Source organism: Pseudomonas sp. LBUM1653 (genome assembly GCF_059716115.1).
Map to the genome: position 1 here is coordinate 1,258,158 of NZ_CP166803.1, position 18,431 is coordinate 1,276,588.

Here is an 18,431-nt window from a genome sequence, read left to right on the forward strand (position 1 = left end):
ATGGGTTTCAATCTTTCCGCCTGGGCGCTGCGCAATCGCCAGATCGTCCTGTTCCTGATGCTCTTGCTGGCGATTGTCGGTGCACTCTCCTACACCAAGCTGGGTCAAAGCGAAGACCCGCCGTTCTCCTTCAAGGCCATGGTGATCCGCACCAACTGGCCGGGGGCGACCGCACAGGAAGTCTCGCGCCAGGTCACCGAACGCATTGAAAAGAAGTTGATGGAAACCGGCGAGTACGAGCGCATCGTGTCGTTCTCCCGCCCGGGTGAATCCCAGGTGACGTTCATCGCCCGAGACTCCATGCACTCGGTGGAAATACCGGAACTCTGGTATCAGGTGCGCAAGAAGGTCAGCGACATTCGTCATACCTTGCCGCCGGGTATTCAAGGGCCGTTCTTCAACGATGAATTCGGCACCACTTTCGGCAATATCTACGCCCTGACCGGCGAGGGTTTCGACTACGCCGTGCTCAAGGATTACGCCGACCGCATCCAGATCCAACTGCAGCGGGTCAAGGATGTGGGCAAGGTCGACCTGCTAGGTCTGCAGGACGAAAAGATCTGGATCGAGCTGTCCAACGTCAAGCTCGCCACCCTTGGGCTGCCGTTGGCGGCAGTGCAACAAGCCCTTGAAGAACAGAATGCGATGTCTACCGCCGGCTTCTTCGAAACCACCAGCGAGCGATTGCAGCTACGGGTCTCGGGGAATTTTCAGACGGTCGAAGAGATCAAGAACTTCCCGATTCGCGTCGGCGATCGGACGTTCCGCATCGCGGATGTCGCGAACGTGCGTCGAGGTTTCAACGATCCACCGGCACCGCGCATGCGCTTCATGGCTGAAGACGCCATCGGCCTGGCCGTGGCCATGAAGGACGGTGGTGACATCCTGGTGCTGGGCAAGGCGCTGGAAATCGAGTTTGCCCGCATCCAGAAGAACCTCCCGGCCGGCATGCAATTGCGCAAGGTCTCCGACCAACCGGCCGCGGTGAAAACCGGGGTCGGCGAGTTCGTCCAGGTGTTGGTCGAAGCGCTGGCCATCGTGTTGCTGGTGAGTTTTTTCTCCCTCGGTGTGCGCACCGGCATGGTGGTGGCCCTGGCCATTCCGCTGGTGCTGGCGATGACGTTCGCCTGCATGTATTACCTGGGGATAGGCCTGCACAAGATCTCCCTCGGCGCCCTGGTGTTGGCGCTGGGCTTGCTGGTGGACGACGCCATCATCGCCGTGGAAATGATGGCGATCAAAATGGAGCAGGGCTTCGACCGGATTAAAGCGGCGAGCTATGCCTGGACCAGCACCGCCTTCCCGATGCTCACCGGTACGCTGATCACCGCCGCCGGTTTCCTGCCGATCGCCACCGCGCAATCGGGCACCGGTGAATACACCCGTTCGATCTTCGAAGTAGTGACCATTGCGCTGCTGGCGTCTTGGGTGGCTGCAGTGCTCTTCGTGCCTTACCTGGGGGAAAAGCTCCTGCCGGACCTGGCGAAAATTCACGCGGCCAAACACGGTACACGCCAACCCGATCCTTATGGCACGCCGTTCTATCAGCGCGTCCGTCGTCTGGTGGAGTGGTGTGTGCGTTGGCGTAAAACTGTGATCACGGCGACGGTTGTGCTGTTCATCGCATCTATCGTGCTGTTCCGTTTTGTGCCACAGCAATTTTTCCCGGCGTCGGGCCGACTGGAGTTGATGGTCGATCTGAAGCTGGCTGAAGGTGCGTCCCTGAGCAATACAGCCGAGGAGGTCAAACGCTTCGAAGCGTTGCTCAAGGACAAAGCCGGGATCGATAACTATGTGGCCTACGTCGGTACCGGTTCGCCGCGTTTTTACCTGCCCCTGGATCAACAATTGCCGGCGGCGAGTTTCGCCCAGTTCGTCGTCCTGGCGAAAACCATCGAAGATCGCGAACCCCTGCGCACCTGGCTGATCACGACCCTCAACGAACAATTCCCGGCCTTGCGCTCGCGGGTCACGCGTCTGGAAAACGGCCCGCCGGTTGGCTATCCGGTGCAGTTCCGGGTGACCGGTGAGCACATCGAGGAAGTCCGCGCACTGGCACGCAAAGTCGCGGCCAAGGTTCGCGAAAACCCCCATGTGGTCAACGTCCACCTGGACTGGGAAGAGCCCAGCAAGGTGGTGTACCTGAATATCGACCAGGACCGGGCGCGGGCACTGGGTGTGAGCACGGCGAACCTGTCGCAGTTTTTGCAGAGCTCGCTGACCGGTTCTAGCGTCAGCCAGTATCGCGAAGACAACGAGTTGATCGAGATCCTGTTGCGCGGCACCTTGCATGAGCGCACCGAGCTGTCGCTGCTGCCAAGCCTGGCGGTGCCGACCGACAACGGTCGCAGCGTCGCCCTGTCGCAAATCGCTACCCTGGAATACGGCTTTGAAGAAGGCGTGATCTGGCACCGTAATCGCCTGCCCAACGTGACGGTTCGGGCCGACATCTATGGCAAGGAGCAACCGGCCACGCTGGTGGCGCAGATCATGCCGACCCTCGATCCGATTCGCGCTGAACTGCCTGACGGCTATTTGCTGGATGTCGGTGGCACCGTCGAAGACTCGGCGCGTGGGCAGAACTCGGTGAAGGCTGGCGTACCGTTGTTTATCGTCGTCGTGCTGACCTTGCTGATGCTGCAACTGCGCAGCTTCTCGCGCACGGTGATGGTGTTCCTGACGGCGCCCTTGGGGTTGATCGGGGTGACGCTGTTCCTGATGGTGTTCCGCCAGCCGTTCGGCTTTGTCGCCATGCTCGGGACTATCGCGTTGTCGGGGATGATCATGCGTAACTCGGTTATTCTGGTGGATCAGATCGAGCAGGATATTGCGGCCGGATTGAAGCCTTGGCAGGCGATCATTGAGGCGACCGTGCGGCGGTTCCGGCCGATTGTGTTGACGGCACTGGCGGCTGTTCTGGCGATGATTCCGTTGTCGCGCAGTGTGTTCTTCGGGCCGATGGCAGTGGCGATCATGGGGGGGCTGATTGTGGCTACGGCGTTGACGCTTTTGTTCCTGCCTGCGTTGTATGCGGCTTGGTTCCGGATCAAGAAAGAACCGGCCTGAGTTGTTGGACTTGGCGGCCTTTGGGCCGACCATGCGCTTTGTTGACCGAGTACATATCCGTTTCTGCGGTAACGGCGGCTGGCGGTTTCGCCCTTACGGCGAGTCCCTTTTGGCAAACGCCCCAAAAGGAACCAAAAGGTCTCGCCCCGGCGTCCGGCCCCTCGCTAAGGCTCGGGGTTCCTTCGCTCCGGTATCCATCCGGGGACACTGCCCTCCGGTTGGCTTCGCTGCACCTACATGCAGCGTGTTCGACTGCGTCGAACGGCGCTGCGCGCCACTCCCCGGATGAACACCTCCACTCAGCCTCCCGAAGGGGCGGGCAGATCAAGATCAAAAGCTGAAGGCGAGCTAACGCTCGGCCTGATGAGTGGTGAAGATCGGGTGGATGTACGCCGATCCACTGTAGGAGCGAGCCTGCTCGCGATGGCGGCCTGCCAGCCACCCTGCATATGGCGGATGTACTGGAACGCTGTAGGAGCGAGCGGGCGACGATCCGGCTTGCCCGCGAAGACGGCCTGACAGCCAACCTGCATCTGACGGATGTACCGGATCTCCTGTGGGAGCGAGCTTGCTCGCGATGGCTGCCCAACAGTCATCAATGTTCATCGTCAAAGCCAACCATTCGGATCGTTCTGCCGCAGGCTCCTACAGCTTTATCAGAACCGTCCGATATTGAGACCCGGAGGTCCGGATGTTGTACTCAAAACTCGGTTTCACGAGTTTTCGAGACAGCGCCAATGAAAAAGCCACCCATGCTGAAGGGGAGGTCAGACCCGGTTTTCGATTTGCTGACAAAATCGCCACACAAGGAACGCCTCACGGAATACCTCACCTTACTCAAGCCCCTGGACGATCAGGGGCGCTATTTGCCATTCGATGATTTGCGCTATCGCTGGGCACCGGGGCTGGATTCGAATCTTTGCTGGGCTTTGGTCAAGAAAGCCCGAACAGCGCAGTACTCCAGCCTGTTGCCATTGGGTGAGCCGGTGCAATGGGGCAGTTTCGTGTTGACGCCAGTGGCGCAAAAAGCGATTTCCTCCGTGGACCGTCAAACGACGACGGCCGCGTTGGAATACATGTCCAGTCAAATAGGCGAGAGTGCGCATTTCAGCTACCTGCTCAACGACCTGATCGAAGACGAAGCCATCAGCAGCAGTCAGCTTGAGGGTGCAGCGACCACCACTCGGGTGGCCAAGGACATGCTCAAGCGCCATCGCCTGCCGCGTACGCCGGATGAGCGAATGGTGATCGGCAATTACAAGATGATGAACTTTGCCTGGGAGAAACGTTACGAGCCCTTGAGTGTCGAGCTGATCACGGCACTGCATCGCGTTGGTGTATCAGGTATCGATGACGCGCAATATTTTGATCGTTCCCACGCTCTGCGTGGGAATGCCGCCGGGGACGCTCCGCGTTCCGCTGTCAACGCAAGGCTTGAGTCCTGCGCACTGTGACGCGGAGCGTCACGGGATGCATTCCCACGCAGAGCGTGGGAACGATCAAACTACAAAGTACCGAAAACTTTCTTCGCCAAACTGGTCGCCGCAGCCGCTGGGTTCTGGCGGATGGTTTCTTCCTGTTTGCCGATCATCTCGAACAAGCCGTTCAACGCCTGTTCGGTCACATAGTTTTCGACGTTGGCATTCTTCGTGTCGATCACGCCCATGGTCGCGGCCTGGCCGGCGAACGAGTTGTACTGCTGGGCCAGGCCGACCTGGTCGGTGGCTTGCTTGACGATCGGCAGGAACTTGGCGCGGATCTGCTCGCGGCTGGTCTTGTTCAGGTACTGGGTGGCCGAGTCGTTGCCGCCGCTGAGGATGCCCTTGGCATCGTCAACCGTCATCTTCTTCACGGCGTCGACGAGAATCGGCTGGGCCTGGACCACGGCCGTTTCCGCCGCCTTGTTCATGCTGGCTTCCAGTTGATCGACCTGATCACCCATGCCGAACTGTTTCATTTTGCTGGCCACTTTACCCAGTTTGCCCGGCAGTTCGATCTTCACGTCCGGGTTGTTGCTGAAGCCACCCGGGGTGCCAAGTTGTTTCACGGCCAGTTGCGCGCCTTGGGTCAGGGCGTCCTTGAGTCCGCCGGTGGCGTCTTTCTGCGACAGGTCGCTGAGGGACAGCGCCAGGGCGCTGGCAGAGATCATCAAGCCTGCACACAGGCCGGCAAAGCGGAGGGTGGGGCGGAACATGGCAACTTCCTTCTTTGAAAAAGACACTTAACGGGCCGGGTCGACACGAACCTTCACGGGTTGTGGATCGGAGCCGTCGAGGCGTACGGCGTGATTTTCGGTGGTGATGAACATCAGCTTGCCGTCGACTTCAATGCGGGCACTCACCGAGTAACGGTGGTTAGGCTCTACTTTCAGCGGGTCGTAGCTGAGATGGAACGCCAGTGGCACCTGGCCTTTGACCGGGCCACGTTGTTCGTCAATGACCTTCGCCGGAGCATCGGCGAGTGAAATGTCCTGCAGGCTGACGCTCAGGATCGCCGTCGGTGGCAGTGCGATGCGTTGCAGGTAGAAGACTTCACCATCGAGGCTGGCTTTGGGCGCCGGTGTCGGGTGCTGGCAGGCCGTCAACAGCACCGCGGCTGCGATCAGGGTCAATTTTTTCATTGGAAGATCTCCATATCGAGGGCGCCAGAATCGACTGGCGCCGTGATTAATCTAGACGGTTGGTGTGGGTTGATCCGCCGCATCTTCACTGCGATGCAACGCCACCTGACGGATCGACAGACGAATTTCCGCCGGCAATACACGCTTGGCCGCGCCTTCTGCCAGTTCGCCGAGCAGTTCGTGATAGCTCAGCTTGCCGGCTTCGTCGCGGCGCAGCACGTCGAGGTCGAGCAGGGTCTGGATGAAGTGGCGGAACAGGCTCTTGTCGAAGAATTCCGGGGCGTTCAGGCCATGCAGGATCGACAGGCGCTGGGCCATGACGGTGCACAGGTCTTCCAGTTCTTCGGCGCTGATGCTGTTCTGGCCGCTGTTGAGCAGCAGGGACACGGTCATGTAGAAGCGCTGCAAGGTCTGGGCGATGCTTTTCGACAGCAGCGTCAACAGCACGAAATGCCGTGAACTCGGTGCCGGACGCAGGTAGACGTCGTTCTCGAAACGCAGCAGGCCTTGCTCGACGAACGCTTCCAGCCATTGGTCGATCACCGTATCCAGTTCGTCCAGCGACCAGCGAATGAACAATTCCGCTTGCAGGTAGGGGTACAGCGCACGGGTGTAGCGCAGGATCTGTTCGCGGCTCATGCGCGATGCGCTCTGGAAGAAACTCGCCAGCAGCGCCGGCAGCGCAAAGATGTGCAGCACGTTGTTGCGGTAGTAGGTCATCAGGACGGCGTTTTGCTCGTCCAGATAGAGAATCTTGCCCAAGGCATCGCTCTGCTCGGACAGCAGGTCCATGTCCTTCACATGCTCGATCAACGCCCGCCCGTCACCGTCCGGCAGCGTGGTATGCGGCGAGTACGGGACTTTGCGCAACAACGCCAGGTACAGGTCGAGGACCCGCGCCATGGCGCGATCGTCCAGGGCCAGGCGACTGGTGGACAGCAGCGCCAGCGCTACCAGGTTGACCGGGTTGATCGCCGCCGCTTCGTTCAGGTGCTGCGCGACTTTTTCACCGAGGCGGTTGGTGGTTTCGTTGAGCCAAACCGGTTTGAACTGGGGGCCCAGTTCCTGCTCGCGCCAGTCCGGCTGCTCGCTGTCGAGGAATTGCGCCAGTTTGATCGGCTCACCGAAGTTCACCGCGACTTGACCGAAGCGCTGCTTGAGCGCACCGATGACCTTGAAGATGTCGAAGATCGATTCTTTCTTCTTGCTCGCGCCACGCAACTCGCCAAGGTAGGTCCGGCCTTCCAGTACACGCTCGTAACCGATGTAAACCGGCACGAAGACGATGGGCATGCGCGACGAACGCAGGAAACTGCGCAGGGTGATTGCCAGCATCCCGGTCTTCGGTTGCAGCATGCGCCCGGTGCGCGAACGGCCGCCCTCGACGAAGTACTCCACCGGGAAGCCCTTGGTGAACAGGGTATGCAGGTATTCGTTGAACACCGAGGTATACAGCGGGTTGCCCTTGAAAGTACGGCGCATGAAAAACGCACCACCGCGACGCAGCAGGCCGCCGATCCCGGGCATGTTGAGGTTGATCCCGGCGGCAATGTGCGGCGGGGTCAGGCCGTTGCGGAACAGCAGATAGGACAGCAGCAGGTAGTCGATGTGGCTGCGGTGGCAGGGCACGTAGATCACTTCGTAACCCGGGGCGACCTTCTGCACGCCTTCGATATTGTTGACCTTGATGCCGTCGTAGATCTTGTTCCAGAACCAGCTCAGCACCACTTCCATAAAGCGGATCGCGGTGTAGGTGTAGTCCGAGGCGATCTCGTTGCCGTAGCGCAGGGCCTGGGCCTTGGCTTTCTCCGGCGAGATGTTTTCGCGCTCGGCTTCGTCGAGGATCGCTTGCTTGACCAGCGGCTGGTTGACCAGGCCTTTGACCAGGTTGCGCCGGTGGGAAATGTCCGGGCCGATAACGGCGGCTTTCAGATTGCGAAAGTGCACCCGCAGAATTCGCTGGGCCATACGTACGGTGCGCTCGTGACCCTTGTTGTGCTCGACCAGTTCACGCAGGTGAATCGGCGCTGAGAACTGCACGCGAGTCTTGCGCCCCAGCACGATGATGCTGAGCAACCGACGCAGACGCCCGGTGACCGCCCAGCTGTCGGCGAACAACAGTTTCCACGGGCTGTTTTCGCTGTCCGGCGACTGGCCCCAGAACACACTGACCGGAATGATCTGCGCGTCTTCGGCGGCGTTCTGGCTCAAGGCGCTGACCAGGCGGGTCAAGGTTGGCGGCGCGCCGCGCTTGTCCTGGCGACCGAGCCAGTCCGGGTCGGGTGTCAGGTAGAAGAACGCGGCCGGTTCCAGCAGGTTGCCCACCGAGACGGGCAGCACCGGACGCGGCAGGCCGGCCTTGCTGCATTCGGTGTCGAGCACGGCAAGGTCGGTCAGCGAAGGATTTTGCAGGACGTAGAACACCGGGCGACTGCGGTCGAGGTTGAGGGTGAACGACGACTGGTTGATCGTCTCCGAGCGAACCCAGAGGTACAACAGTCGGCGCAGGGTGCCAAACACAAGACGGCGGAACGGGGAGCGGGTCATACGGCTTCTGCGTGAGTGAGTAAAACCGAGCGTTTGCTCGGGTGGCCGATAGTGTGCCGGATTCATCGAAAATCGGCAAAAAAGCAGTCAACCAATCTGTAGTTGAGTGTTTCTGTGTCTGTCATATACTCGGCCGCTCAAAATAAAAACAAGGGGGTACTGACATGGCAACGCGCGAAACCGGCAATGTGAAGTGGTTCAACGACGCCAAGGGCTACGGCTTTATTCAACGCGAGGACGGGGTGGACGTGTTCGTGCATTACCGCGCGATTCGCGGCGAAGGGCACCGTTCGCTGACTGAAGGCCAGCAGGTTGAATATGGGGTGGTGACCGGCGAGAAGGGGTTGCAGGCTGAGGATGTGGTAGGTCTGTAATCGTCAAGATCAAAAGATCGCAGCCTGCGGCAGCTCCTACAGGTGTACACATGACCCTGTAGGAGCTGCCGCAGGCTGCGATCTTTTGGCTTTTAGGCGGTTTTCCAGGTGATCTCTTCTTCACCATCGGCGCTGATGCGAATCCAGCGGTCCGCCGTCTCTTCCCCTTCTTCCTCGATCCAGCTACCCGGTGCGCAGCGCACTTCGACGTTCAGCGCGGCAAACGCGGCGCGGGCGCAGGCGATGTCGTCGTCCCACGGCGTCTGGTCGCTTTCCAGGTACAGGCTGTTCCACTTTCCTACGGCTTTGGGCAACCAGGTCACCGGCACGTTGCCGGCCTTGCACTTGTAGGTCTGGCCTTTCTGCACCCAGTCGGTGCATGGGCCCAATGCCGTGCCGAGCCAGGCCGAGATGGCCTTGTGGTCGACGTCGGCGTCTTTCAGGTAAATCTCGATATCGGGTTGGCGCATGGATGTCCTCACTGCGTGTCTGAAAAATCCATTCGCGGATTTAGCCGGCCTTGAACCGTTGCCCAAGGCCAAAAATGTTTGAAGTTACTGAAGTACGAAATAATCGTAGCGCATCGACACGGTGACTTCGAAAGGCTCAACCTGCTCGATGACCGCTGCCCGGCGTTCGGCACTGGCGCGCCAGCCGTGGGGTGTCATGGCCAGCAGGTTCGCCCGGTCCTGGCCACTGGCAAGCGTCAGTTTGAATGTCAGGGTTTCACTGTGAGCCAGTGCCATGCCTTCGGGCACCAGGTCCATATGCTTGTCGTCGATGTACTCGCGGACTTCGTCGTACAGCCGTTCACGCAATTCCATCAGGTGGCCGCTGGTCGGTCCGACTTTCATCAGGCCGCCGCCGGGGCTGAGCAGGCGTTTGGCTTCCTCCCAATCCAGCGGGCTGAAGACGCTGGCCAGGAACTGGCAGCTGCCCGACGCCAGCGGCACGCGGGCCATGCTGGCGATCAACCAGGTGAGTTTGGGGTTGCGTTTGCAGGCACGCTTGACCGCTTCCCGGGAGATATCCAGGGCGTAGCCGTCGGCGTCCGGCAAGGCGTCGGCGATTTGCGCGGTGTAGTAACCCTCGCCACAACCGATGTCCACCCAGCGCTGTGGCGCGTAGCCCGCCGCCAGTTCCGCCAGGCGCTTGGCCACCGGCGCGTAATGGCCGGCGTTGAGGAAGTCGCGACGGGCTTCGACCATCGCCTGGTTATCCCCAGGGTCGCGGCTGTTCTTGTGCTGCACCGGCAACAGGTTCAGGTAACCCTGGCGCGCGCGGTCGAAACGGTGCCCGGCGGGGCAGGCCACGCCGTTGTCCACCGCACTCAGCGGTTCGCTGCAGATCGGACACGCCAGCATCAGGCGAGCAACTTGATCAGGGTCTGGTAGTAGATTTCGGTCAGCACATCGAGATCAGCCGCCAGCACCCGCTCGTTGACCTGGTGGATGGTCGCGTTGACCGGGCCGAGCTCGACCACTTGCGTGCCCATGGTCGCAATGAAACGGCCGTCGGAGGTGCCACCGCTGGTGGACGCCTTGGTTTCACGACCGGTGATGTCCTTGATGCTCGACGACACCGCATCGAGCAGCGCGCCCGGTTCGGTGAGGAACGGCAGGCCGGACAGTGCCCAGTCGATGTGCCAGTCCAGGCCATGCTTGTCGAGGATGTCGGCGACGCGCTTTTGCAGGCCTTCGACGGTCGACTCGGTGGAGAAGCGGAAGTTGAACACGGCGACCAGGTCACCCGGGATGACGTTGGTTGCGCCGGTGCCGGAGTTGACGTTGGAAATCTGGAAGCTGGTCGGCGGGAAGAAATCGTTGCCGTGGTCCCAATGCTCGGCGGCAAGTTCCGCCAGGGCTGGAGCCGCTAGGTGGATCGGGTTCTTCGCCAGGTGCGGATACGCCACGTGGCCCTGCACACCGCGCACGGTCAGCTTGGCGCCGAGGGAGCCGCGACGGCCGTTCTTGACCACGTCACCGACCAGGGTGGTGCTCGACGGTTCGCCGACGATGCACCAGTCCAGACGCTCCTTGCGCGCGACCAGGCGTTCAATCACGGCCTTGGTGCCGTGATGGGCCGGACCTTCTTCATCGCTGGTAATCAGGAAGGCGACCTTGCCCTTGTGATCCGGGTAGTCGGCGACGAAGCGTTCGGCGGCTACGGTCATCGAGGCGAGGCTACCTTTCATGTCTGCCGCGCCACGGCCGCAGAGCATGCCGTGCTCGTCGATCACTGCGTTGAACGGGTCGATCTGCCAGGCGGTCACGGGACCGGTCGGCACCACGTCGGTGTGGCCGGCGAAGCACAGCACCGGGCCATCGTGTTTGCCGTGGGTGGCCCAGAAGTTATCCACATCTTCGATGCGCATCGGTTCCAGGGCGAAACCGGCATCGCCCAGGCGCTGCATCATCTGCTTCTGGCAATCGGCGTCGATCGGCGTCACGGACGGACGGCGAATCAGGTCGATGGCGAGTTGAAGGGTCGGCGAAAGGTCGGCGTGGGCCGTCATGGAAAACTCCGGAAATCATGAATGTGGGCGCGGACTCACTGTGGGAGCGAGCCTGCTCGCGAAGGCGGTGTGTCAGTAAACATAAACGTTGATTGTGACAACGCCTTCGCGAGCAGGTCGAAGCGTCGAACCGTCGCTCCCACAGGGATCAGGTCAGGCCATCGGGCCGTAGGCCCCGCAAAATGGCGGTTATCTTAAAGCAAAACGGCGACCATTGGCCGCCGTTTAGTGCATCCGCAGAGATTTAGACCACTGGTGCGGTTTGCGCCTCGGCCGAAGGTTTCGGCAGCGAAGACAGGAACGCCATGATCAGCGCGGCCAGGTACGGCAGCGACTGCACCAGCAACATGGTCACCCAGAAACGCATGTCGTTGCTCGGCATGCCGTTCACCAGGTAGATCCCCAGGGCCGCGCCCCACAACAGCAGCATGATGAACAGCTCTTCGCGGGCCTCGGAAATCGCCACCCAGAAGCCGTGGTTATCGGCGTTCTTCGGCGTACGGAAGAACGGAATGCTGCTGGTGAAGAAACCGTACAACACCGCCTTGGCGATGGTGTGCGACAACGCCAGCCCGGCCAGTGCCGCGCAGAATGCATCCTTGAGGTTCACGCCCACCGCACGACGGTAGAGGAAGATGATCTTGCCGACCTTGAACACGAACAGCGCCAGCGGCGGGATCGCGAAAATCAGCAGCGGCGGGTCGACCCGTTGCGGCACGATGATCATCGCCGCCGACCACAACAGCGCGCCGACCGTGAAGAAGATGTTCATGCCATCCGCCACCCACGGCAACCAGCCCGCGAGGAAGTGGTAGCGCTGACCGCGCGTCAGCTCGGAGTCCTTGCCGCGCAGCAGGCTGCGGGTGTGACGCTTGATGATCTGGATCGCGCCGTAGGCCCAGCGGAAACGCTGTTTCTTGAAGTCGATGAAGGTATCGGGCATCAAGCCTTTGCCGTAGCTGTCGTGGTAATACGCCGCCGACAGGCCTTTTTCGAACACGCGCAGGCCCAGTTCGGCGTCTTCACAGATGCACCAGTCGGCCCAGCCCAGTTCTTCCAGCACCGAGCGGCGGGTCATGGTCATGGTCCCGTGCTGGATGATCGCGTCACGGTCGTTACGAGTGACCATGCCGATGTGGAAGAAACCTTTGTACTCGGCGTAGCAGAGCTTCTTGAAGGTGCTTTCGTTCTGGTCGCGGTAATCCTGCGGCGACTGCACCACGGCGATCTTCGGATCGGCAAAGTGCGGCACCATGTGTTTGAGCCAGTTCGGGTGCACGCAGTAATCGGAATCGATCACCGCGATCACTTCGGCATCCTTGGCGGTGTGCGGAATCAGGTAGTTCAGCGCGCCGCCCTTGAAACCGGCCAAGGGTGCGACGTGGAAGAACTTGAAGCGCGGGCCGAGGGTTTCGCAGTAATCGCGCACCGGTTCCCAGACCGCCGGGTCCTTGGTGTTGTTGTCGATGATCAGGACTTCGAAGTCTGGATAGTCGAGGTTGGCCAGGGCGTTGAGGGTCTGTTTGACCATCTCCGGCGGCTCGTTGTAGCAAGGCACGTGGATCGACACTTTCGGACGGTAGTTGGAGTCGCCTTGGACCGGCAGGAACTCGCGCCGGCGCTTGTGCACCCACACGGCTTCGGCCAGTTCATGGGCCTCGGTCAGCAACACGATAAACACCCCGAGTGCACCGAGGGCGAGCAGGAATCCCACGGTCAGGCTGAACCAGGTGCTGTATTGCAGGCTGTAGTCATAACCGATCCACACCAGCACCGAACCGCAGAGGAACGCGATAAAGGTCAGGAAGGTGCGGCCGCGTTGGCGCAGGGCTGAGCCGTCGATCATCAGCAAGGTCAACGACAGCAGTGCCAGAACCACCGAGCCGACGGCCAGCACACGCCATTGCGGAATGGCGACCACCGGGCCTTCGAAGTTGAATTTCTGTTGGCGCGCGGCGTTGAACACACCCCAATAGGCACCTACCGAGCCTTCGTCACTGGCCTTCCACGGCTGGTCGAACGCTTCGATCACGAAGTAGTTGAAGCCCTGGCGGTTGAGCTTGTTGACCAGGGTCCGCAGATAGATCGCCTGGTCTGCCGGCGACGCATCGGCGCCCCCGCGCATGCGGCCGTTGCTCGGCCAGCCCACTTCGGAGAGCAGCAGCGGTTTTTTCGGGAACATCTTTTTCAGGTCGCGGGCGCGGTCGAGGACGAACTGTCCGGCCTTGTCCATCGGGATGAATTCCCAGTAAGGCAGCACGTGGGCGGCAATCAGGTCGACGTGCCTGGCCAGTTCCGGGTGCTCTTCCCAGACGTGCCACTGTTCGGACGTGGTCACTGGCACCTTCACGGCAGCGCGGACGCGGTCCAGCATGACGCTGAGTTCCTGGGCGGTGATTTCCTTGCGGAAGATCGCTTCGTTACCGACCACCACGCGAACCACGCTGCGCGAGGTGTTGGCGATTTCGATGGCGCGGGTGATTTCGCGCTCGTTGCGCTCCTGGTCCGGGCTGATCCAGATCCCCAACGTCACCCGCAGGCCAAACTCTTCCGCCAGCTTGGGAATGTTCTCCAGCGTACCGTCGACCGAGTAAGTGCGGATGTTGTCCGTCAACTTGCTCATGATCTCCAGGTCACGACGCATTTGATCGTCCGTCGGGTACTGCTCTTTCTGTGGGAATTGACCCTGCTGGAAAGGTGAGTACGAGAAGCCGGAAATCTGTTCGGGCCAGTTGGGGGCGGTCACCGGGCGATTGATCAGCGCCCAGAAGCCGGTAAACAAGGCAGCGATGGCGAGCACCACCACCAGGTTGAGTCCAAATTTACGCGATGACATGGTTATTTCGGGTTCCAAAGGCTGTGGAACGAGGGAACGATCGGCTGGCGCCAAGAGGGCGCGCATCCTACACCGGCAGTTCACTGAACGTACATCGGACAGGGAATTGCCTGACATTGGGCAATCGGCTTTCACATAAGTTCTTACACTTGTAGCTTGAAGCTTAAAACTTAGCGCTGCGAAGCCTATACTGCGCGCCGGTTTTTGGGGTAATGGTCATGAGTACAGAAGATCCGCGGTTTGCAGGCATCGCCCGTTTGTATGGCATCGAGGGCCTTGAGCGCCTGCGCGCGGCCCATGTGGCGATCGTCGGCGTCGGTGGCGTCGGCTCCTGGGCGGCGGAAGCCATGGCCCGTTGCGGCGTTGGCGAGATTTCGTTGTTCGACCTCGATGACGTCTGCGTCAGCAACGCCAACCGTCAGTTGCATGCGCTGGACAGCACTGTCGGCAAGCCCAAGGTCGAAGTGATGGCCGAGCGCCTGCGCGGGATCAATCCGGACTGCACGGTGCACGCTGTACCGGATTTCGTCACCCGCGAGACCATGGCCGAGTACATCACGCCGAACATCGACTGTGTGATCGACTGTATCGACAGCGTCAACGCGAAAGCGGCGCTGATCGCCTGGTGCAAGCGCCGCAAGATCCAGATCATCACCACCGGCGGCGCGGGCGGGCAGATCGACCCGACGCTGATTCAGGTCTGCGACCTCAACCGCACGTTCAATGACCCGCTGGCTTCGAAAGTGCGCTCCACCCTGCGCCGCGACTATGGCTTCTCGCGCACCGTGACCCGCCATTACAGCGTGCCGTGCGTGTTCTCCACCGAGCAACTGCGCTACCCGAAACCGGATGGCAGCATTTGTCTGCAGAAGAGTTTTGTCGGCGATGGTGTGAAGCTTGACTGCGCGGGCGGGTTTGGCGCGGTGATGATGGTGACGGCAACCTTCGGCATGGTCGCGGCGACCAAGGCGGTGGACAAGATTGTGGCGGGAGTGCGGCGCCCGGCGGAGCGCATCAAGCCTACCTGACGCCGATCGTTCCCACGCTCTGCGTGGGAATGCAGCCCGGGACGCTCCGCGTCCCTTCCAAAGCCGAACGCGGAGTGTCCGTGGAGGCATTCCTTTGCGGCGCATGGGAACGATCAGTCAGGCGGCGAGTTCAAGCATCCGTTGTAAAACCGCATTTAAGCCATTACTGCGTGACTGCGACAGCTGCCGCCCTAGCCCCAATTGATTGAACCAGTCCGGCAAATCAACTTGCTGCAACTCAGCCGCCGACAATCCATTGACCCGCGCCAGCAGCAACGCCACCAACCCGCGAATCAACCGCGCATCGCTGTTGGCGCTGAACTGCCAATGGCCGTCGCGCAACTCGCCCACCAGCCACACCTGGCTTTCACAACCGTGCACCCGGTTGACGTCGCACATCTGCGCCTGGCTCAAGGCAGGAAGGCGCTCGCCCCACTGCATCAACAGCCGCGCCCGCTGTTCCCAACCAGCGGCAGCCTGAAAGGTTTCGAGTGCAGTAACGGCATCGGCAGACAAGTTCATCGCAATAACTCCAGCGCCTGGTCCAGCGCTTCAAAGAACCGTTCCAGATCCTCGGAATCGTTGTACAACGCCAACGACACCCGAATCGCCCCGGCCAGTTCGAAGCTTTTGAGCAGCGGCATGGCGCAATGATGACCGGCGCGCACGGCGATCCCTTGTTCCGTCAGCAAATGCGCGAGATCCGAGTTATGCACACCTTCGACGGTAAAACTGGCCAGCGCCACTTGCGGTCTGCCCAACAACCGAATGCCGTTGCGTGCCTCAAGGCCTTTCAACAGATAGTCATGCAGTGCCGCTTCATTAGCCGAGACCGCGTCCTGATCGAGACCGGCGAGGTAATCCAGGGTTGCCCCCAGTCCTATGACACTGGAAATCGGCGGCGTTCCGGCCTCGAAACCCAGCGGGGCAGGGCGAAAGCGTGCGTCGTGATAGTTGGCGTCCAGCACCATCTCGCCACCGAACTGCCAGGGGCGCAGTTGTTGCAGCGCCACATTGCGCCCGAACAGCACGCCCAGACCATCGGGGCCGTAAAGTTTGTGGCTGGAAAACACATAGAAGTCGCAGCCCAGCGCCTGCACGTCGTGGCGGCCATGGACCACGCCCTGGGCGCCGTCGACGACGGTCAACGCGTTGTGCGTCTTGGCCAGCGCCAGCAGAGCGGTTAGCGGTTGCCAGGCGCCGATGACGTTGGACAACTGGCTGACGGCCAACAGGCGTGTGCGTGGGCCGATCAGCTGTGTGGCGGCTGCGAGGTCGATCACGCCGTCGGTATCCAGTGGCAGGATTACCAGTTTCAGTTCGCGGCGGCGCGCCAGTTGCTGCCATGGCAGTAGATTGGCGTGATGCTCCAGGGCGCTGATGACGATCTCGTCGCCCGGATTGAATGAGTGTTCCAGGCCATAAGCCAGGAGATTCAGCGCGGACGTCGCGCCGTGGGTAAAGATGATCTGCCCGCTGTCGCCGGCATTGAGCCATTGCGCGACTTTGCGGCGGCTGTCCTCGAACGCCTGGGTGGCGTGGGCGCCGGGCAGGTGTTGCGCCCGATGCACGTTGGCCGCGCCATTGGCGTAGTAATGCACCAAGGCATCCAGCAGGGCTTGCGGTTTTTGCGTGGTGGCGGCGTTGTCCAGATAGGTCTGGCCTTGCCGTTGCAGGGCGGCGATGGCCGGAAAGTCGGCCCGCCAGGGAGAGGGAATCATCATGCTATCGGGCCCTGGTGAACATGGGCGGGCGTACGCCTGACCCCTGTAGGAGCGAAGCTTGCTCGCGAAGGGGCCCTTGAAGCCGCCAAAAGCTTCGCGGGCAAGCCTCGCTCCTACAGGATCAGGTGATTGTTTGACGCTCTGCTTAGTTGTGAGCGTGCAGCGCTTCGTTCAGTTCGATGGCCGATTTGTGGGTTTTGCATTCCACGGCACCGGTTTCCGAATTGCGACGGAACAGCAGGTCGGTCTGGCCGGCCAGTTCACGGGCCTTCACGACCTTGACCAGCTGGTTGTTCTCGTCGAGCAGCGCCACCTTGGTACCGGCCGTCACGTACAGGCCCGACTCAACGGTGTTGCGATCGCCCAGCGGGATGCCGATACCGGCGTTGGCGCCGATCAGGCAGCCTTCGCCAACCTTGATCACGATGTTGCCGCCGCCCGACAGGGTGCCCATGGTCGAGCAACCGCCGCCCAGGTCCGAACCCTTGCCGACGAATACGCCAGCGGAGACGCGGCCTTCGATCATGCCCGGGCCTTCGGTGCCGGCATTGAAGTTGATGAAGCCTTCGTGCATCACGGTGGTGCCTTCGCCCACGTAGGCGCCCAGGCGCAGGCGCGCGGCGTCAGCGATGCGCACGCCGGCCGGTACCACGTAGTCGGTCATTTTCGGGAATTTGTCCACCGAGAACACTTCCAGCAGCTCGCCACGCAGGCGGGCTTCGAGTTGCATCTCGGCCAGTTCGCTCAGGTCGATTGCGCCCTGGCTGGTCCAGGCGACGTTCGGCAGCAGCGGGAAGATCCCGGCCAGGCTCACACCGTGCGGCTTGACCAGACGATGGGACAGCAGGTGCAGCTTGAGGTAAGCCTCAGGCGTGGAAGCCAGTTGCGTGTCTTCGGCCAACAGGGTGGCAACCAGCGGCTTGTGGCTTTCGGCCAGACGGGTCAACAGTTTGCCTTGTACCGCGTCGATGCCTTTCACGGCTTCAGCCAGTTGCGCAGCCTGCGCGGTGGTGAAGGTGATGGCCTGGTTGCCTTCGCTGTAGCCCAGGATCGGCGCAATGGCAGCGACCAGTTCGGCCGACGGGTTGAGCAATGGCTGTGCGTAAAACACTTCCAGCCAGGCGCCTTGACGGTTTTGAGTGCCGACACCAAAGGCCAGGCTGAACAGGGTAGTGGACATGTTGATACCTCTAACAAATTGAAACGGGCTGCTTACTTGAGCGCGGCCGCGTAGATATCTGGCTTGAAGCCAATCAGGGTTCGGTCACCGAGATCGAGCACCGGGCGCTTGATCATCGAAGGTTGTGCGAGCATCAGTTCGATGGCTTTCGACTGGTCGAGATCGGCTTTGCGTTCGTCGTCGAGCTTGCGAAAGGTCGTGCCTGCACGGTTCAACACCACTTCCCAGCCGTGCTCGCTGCACCATTGGGTCAGGTGTTCACGGTCGATACCGACCGCTTTGTAATCATGGAAGTCATAGCTGACAGCGTGTTCATCGAGCCAGGTGCGCGCCTTTTTCATGGTGTCGCAGGCTTTGATGCCGAAAAGGTGCAACGTTTTACTTGAAACGGTCAAGGAATCGCCCCCTTTACAGGTGTCGGAAATAAAAGGTGTCGGATTATGCCATGACCGGACGGTTTCGCGGCGGCTGTAGGACAAAACCTCTGGGAATGCGGTTGTGACAAGGTGCGACATAGGTGTAAGGGCAAGCACACAGTCTA

Annotated in this window: 14 protein-coding genes and 1 pseudogene; 4 read left to right on the top strand and 11 right to left on the bottom strand. The window is 60.9% G+C overall.

Features of this window, described 5'->3' with window-relative positions; genetic code table 11:
- Together ACA054_RS05635 and ACA054_RS05640 are read left to right on the top strand one after the other, a co-directional pair.
- Complete coding sequence (locus ACA054_RS05635; RefSeq protein WP_497688539.1) at positions 1-3,066, top strand: efflux RND transporter permease subunit; 3,066 nt, start codon at positions 1-3, stop codon at positions 3,064-3,066.
- A gap of 737 nt (positions 3,067-3,803) precedes the next feature.
- Positions 3,804-4,430, top strand: a pseudogene (locus ACA054_RS05640) (Fic family protein); the annotation flags it as partial.
- Between the two features lie 140 nt (positions 4,431-4,570).
- Here ACA054_RS05640 and ACA054_RS05645 read toward each other — a convergent pair.
- The 3 genes from ACA054_RS05645 to plsB are packed head-to-tail and all read right to left on the bottom strand — an operon-like array spanning position 4,571 to position 8,233.
- Complete coding sequence (locus ACA054_RS05645; protein ID WP_497638184.1) at positions 4,571-5,260, bottom strand: DUF4197 domain-containing protein; 690 nt, start codon at positions 5,258-5,260, stop codon at positions 4,571-4,573.
- A gap of 27 nt (positions 5,261-5,287) precedes the next feature.
- Entirely contained in the window at positions 5,288-5,686 is a 399-nt protein-coding gene (locus ACA054_RS05650) for a YbaY family lipoprotein (RefSeq protein ID WP_497688540.1), read from the bottom strand.
- A 51-nt stretch (positions 5,687-5,737) separates the two neighbouring features.
- Positions 5,738-8,233: a glycerol-3-phosphate 1-O-acyltransferase PlsB gene (plsB, locus tag ACA054_RS05655; protein WP_497688541.1), complete on the bottom strand. Its 2,496-nt coding sequence runs from the start codon at positions 8,231-8,233 to the stop codon at positions 5,738-5,740.
- A 164-nt stretch (positions 8,234-8,397) separates the two neighbouring features.
- On the opposite strand from plsB, the gene ACA054_RS05660 reads away from it, so the two are divergent.
- Positions 8,398-8,607 (top strand): cold-shock protein, encoded by a 210-nt coding sequence (locus ACA054_RS05660; protein ID WP_008035470.1) that lies wholly within the window; start codon positions 8,398-8,400, stop codon positions 8,605-8,607.
- A 92-nt stretch (positions 8,608-8,699) separates the two neighbouring features.
- Here ACA054_RS05660 and ACA054_RS05665 read toward each other — a convergent pair whose 3' ends face one another.
- The 4 genes from ACA054_RS05665 to ACA054_RS05680 form a co-directional block, all read right to left on the bottom strand.
- Positions 8,700-9,077 carry a hypothetical protein gene (locus tag ACA054_RS05665; RefSeq protein WP_497688542.1) on the bottom strand — a complete coding sequence of 126 codons (378 nt, stop codon included), beginning with the start codon at positions 9,075-9,077 and terminating at the stop codon, positions 8,700-8,702.
- A gap of 84 nt (positions 9,078-9,161) precedes the next feature.
- Positions 9,162-9,971 (bottom strand): putative RNA methyltransferase, encoded by an 810-nt coding sequence (locus ACA054_RS05670; protein WP_497688543.1) that lies wholly within the window; start codon positions 9,969-9,971, stop codon positions 9,162-9,164.
- Positions 9,971-11,122, bottom strand: coding sequence for a succinyl-diaminopimelate desuccinylase (gene dapE / locus ACA054_RS05675; RefSeq protein ID WP_497688544.1), 1,152 nt, complete (start codon positions 11,120-11,122; stop codon positions 9,971-9,973). Before dapE ends, ACA054_RS05670 begins: the two co-directional genes overlap by 1 nt.
- A 244-nt stretch (positions 11,123-11,366) precedes the next feature.
- Complete coding sequence (locus ACA054_RS05680; RefSeq protein WP_497688545.1) at positions 11,367-13,958, bottom strand: glycosyltransferase; 2,592 nt, start codon at positions 13,956-13,958, stop codon at positions 11,367-11,369.
- A 218-nt stretch (positions 13,959-14,176) separates the two neighbouring features.
- Here ACA054_RS05680 and tcdA point away from each other — a divergent pair, with 218 nt between their 5' ends.
- Positions 14,177-14,986, top strand: coding sequence for a tRNA cyclic N6-threonylcarbamoyladenosine(37) synthase TcdA (gene tcdA / locus ACA054_RS05685; protein ID WP_497688546.1), 810 nt, complete (start codon positions 14,177-14,179; stop codon positions 14,984-14,986).
- Positions 14,987-15,103: 117 nt separating this feature from the next.
- On the opposite strand, the gene ACA054_RS05690 is transcribed toward tcdA, so the two are convergent.
- The 4 genes from ACA054_RS05690 to ACA054_RS05705 all read right to left on the bottom strand — a co-directional run bounded on the left by ACA054_RS05690 (position 15,104) and on the right by ACA054_RS05705 (position 18,285).
- Positions 15,104-15,508 (bottom strand): SufE family protein, encoded by a 405-nt coding sequence (locus ACA054_RS05690; protein WP_497688547.1) that lies wholly within the window; start codon positions 15,506-15,508, stop codon positions 15,104-15,106.
- Positions 15,505-16,710 (bottom strand): aminotransferase class V-fold PLP-dependent enzyme, encoded by a 1,206-nt coding sequence (locus ACA054_RS05695; protein ID WP_497688548.1) that lies wholly within the window; start codon positions 16,708-16,710, stop codon positions 15,505-15,507. The genes ACA054_RS05690 and ACA054_RS05695 overlap by 4 nt, the downstream gene beginning before the upstream one ends.
- Before the next feature lie 145 nt (positions 16,711-16,855).
- Positions 16,856-17,890 (bottom strand): 2,3,4,5-tetrahydropyridine-2,6-dicarboxylate N-succinyltransferase, encoded by a 1,035-nt coding sequence (gene dapD / locus ACA054_RS05700; RefSeq protein WP_497688549.1) that lies wholly within the window; start codon positions 17,888-17,890, stop codon positions 16,856-16,858.
- A 32-nt stretch (positions 17,891-17,922) separates the two neighbouring features.
- Positions 17,923-18,285 (bottom strand): ArsC family reductase, encoded by a 363-nt coding sequence (locus tag ACA054_RS05705; RefSeq protein ID WP_497688550.1) that lies wholly within the window; start codon positions 18,283-18,285, stop codon positions 17,923-17,925.
- Positions 18,286-18,431 lie beyond the last annotated feature (146 nt).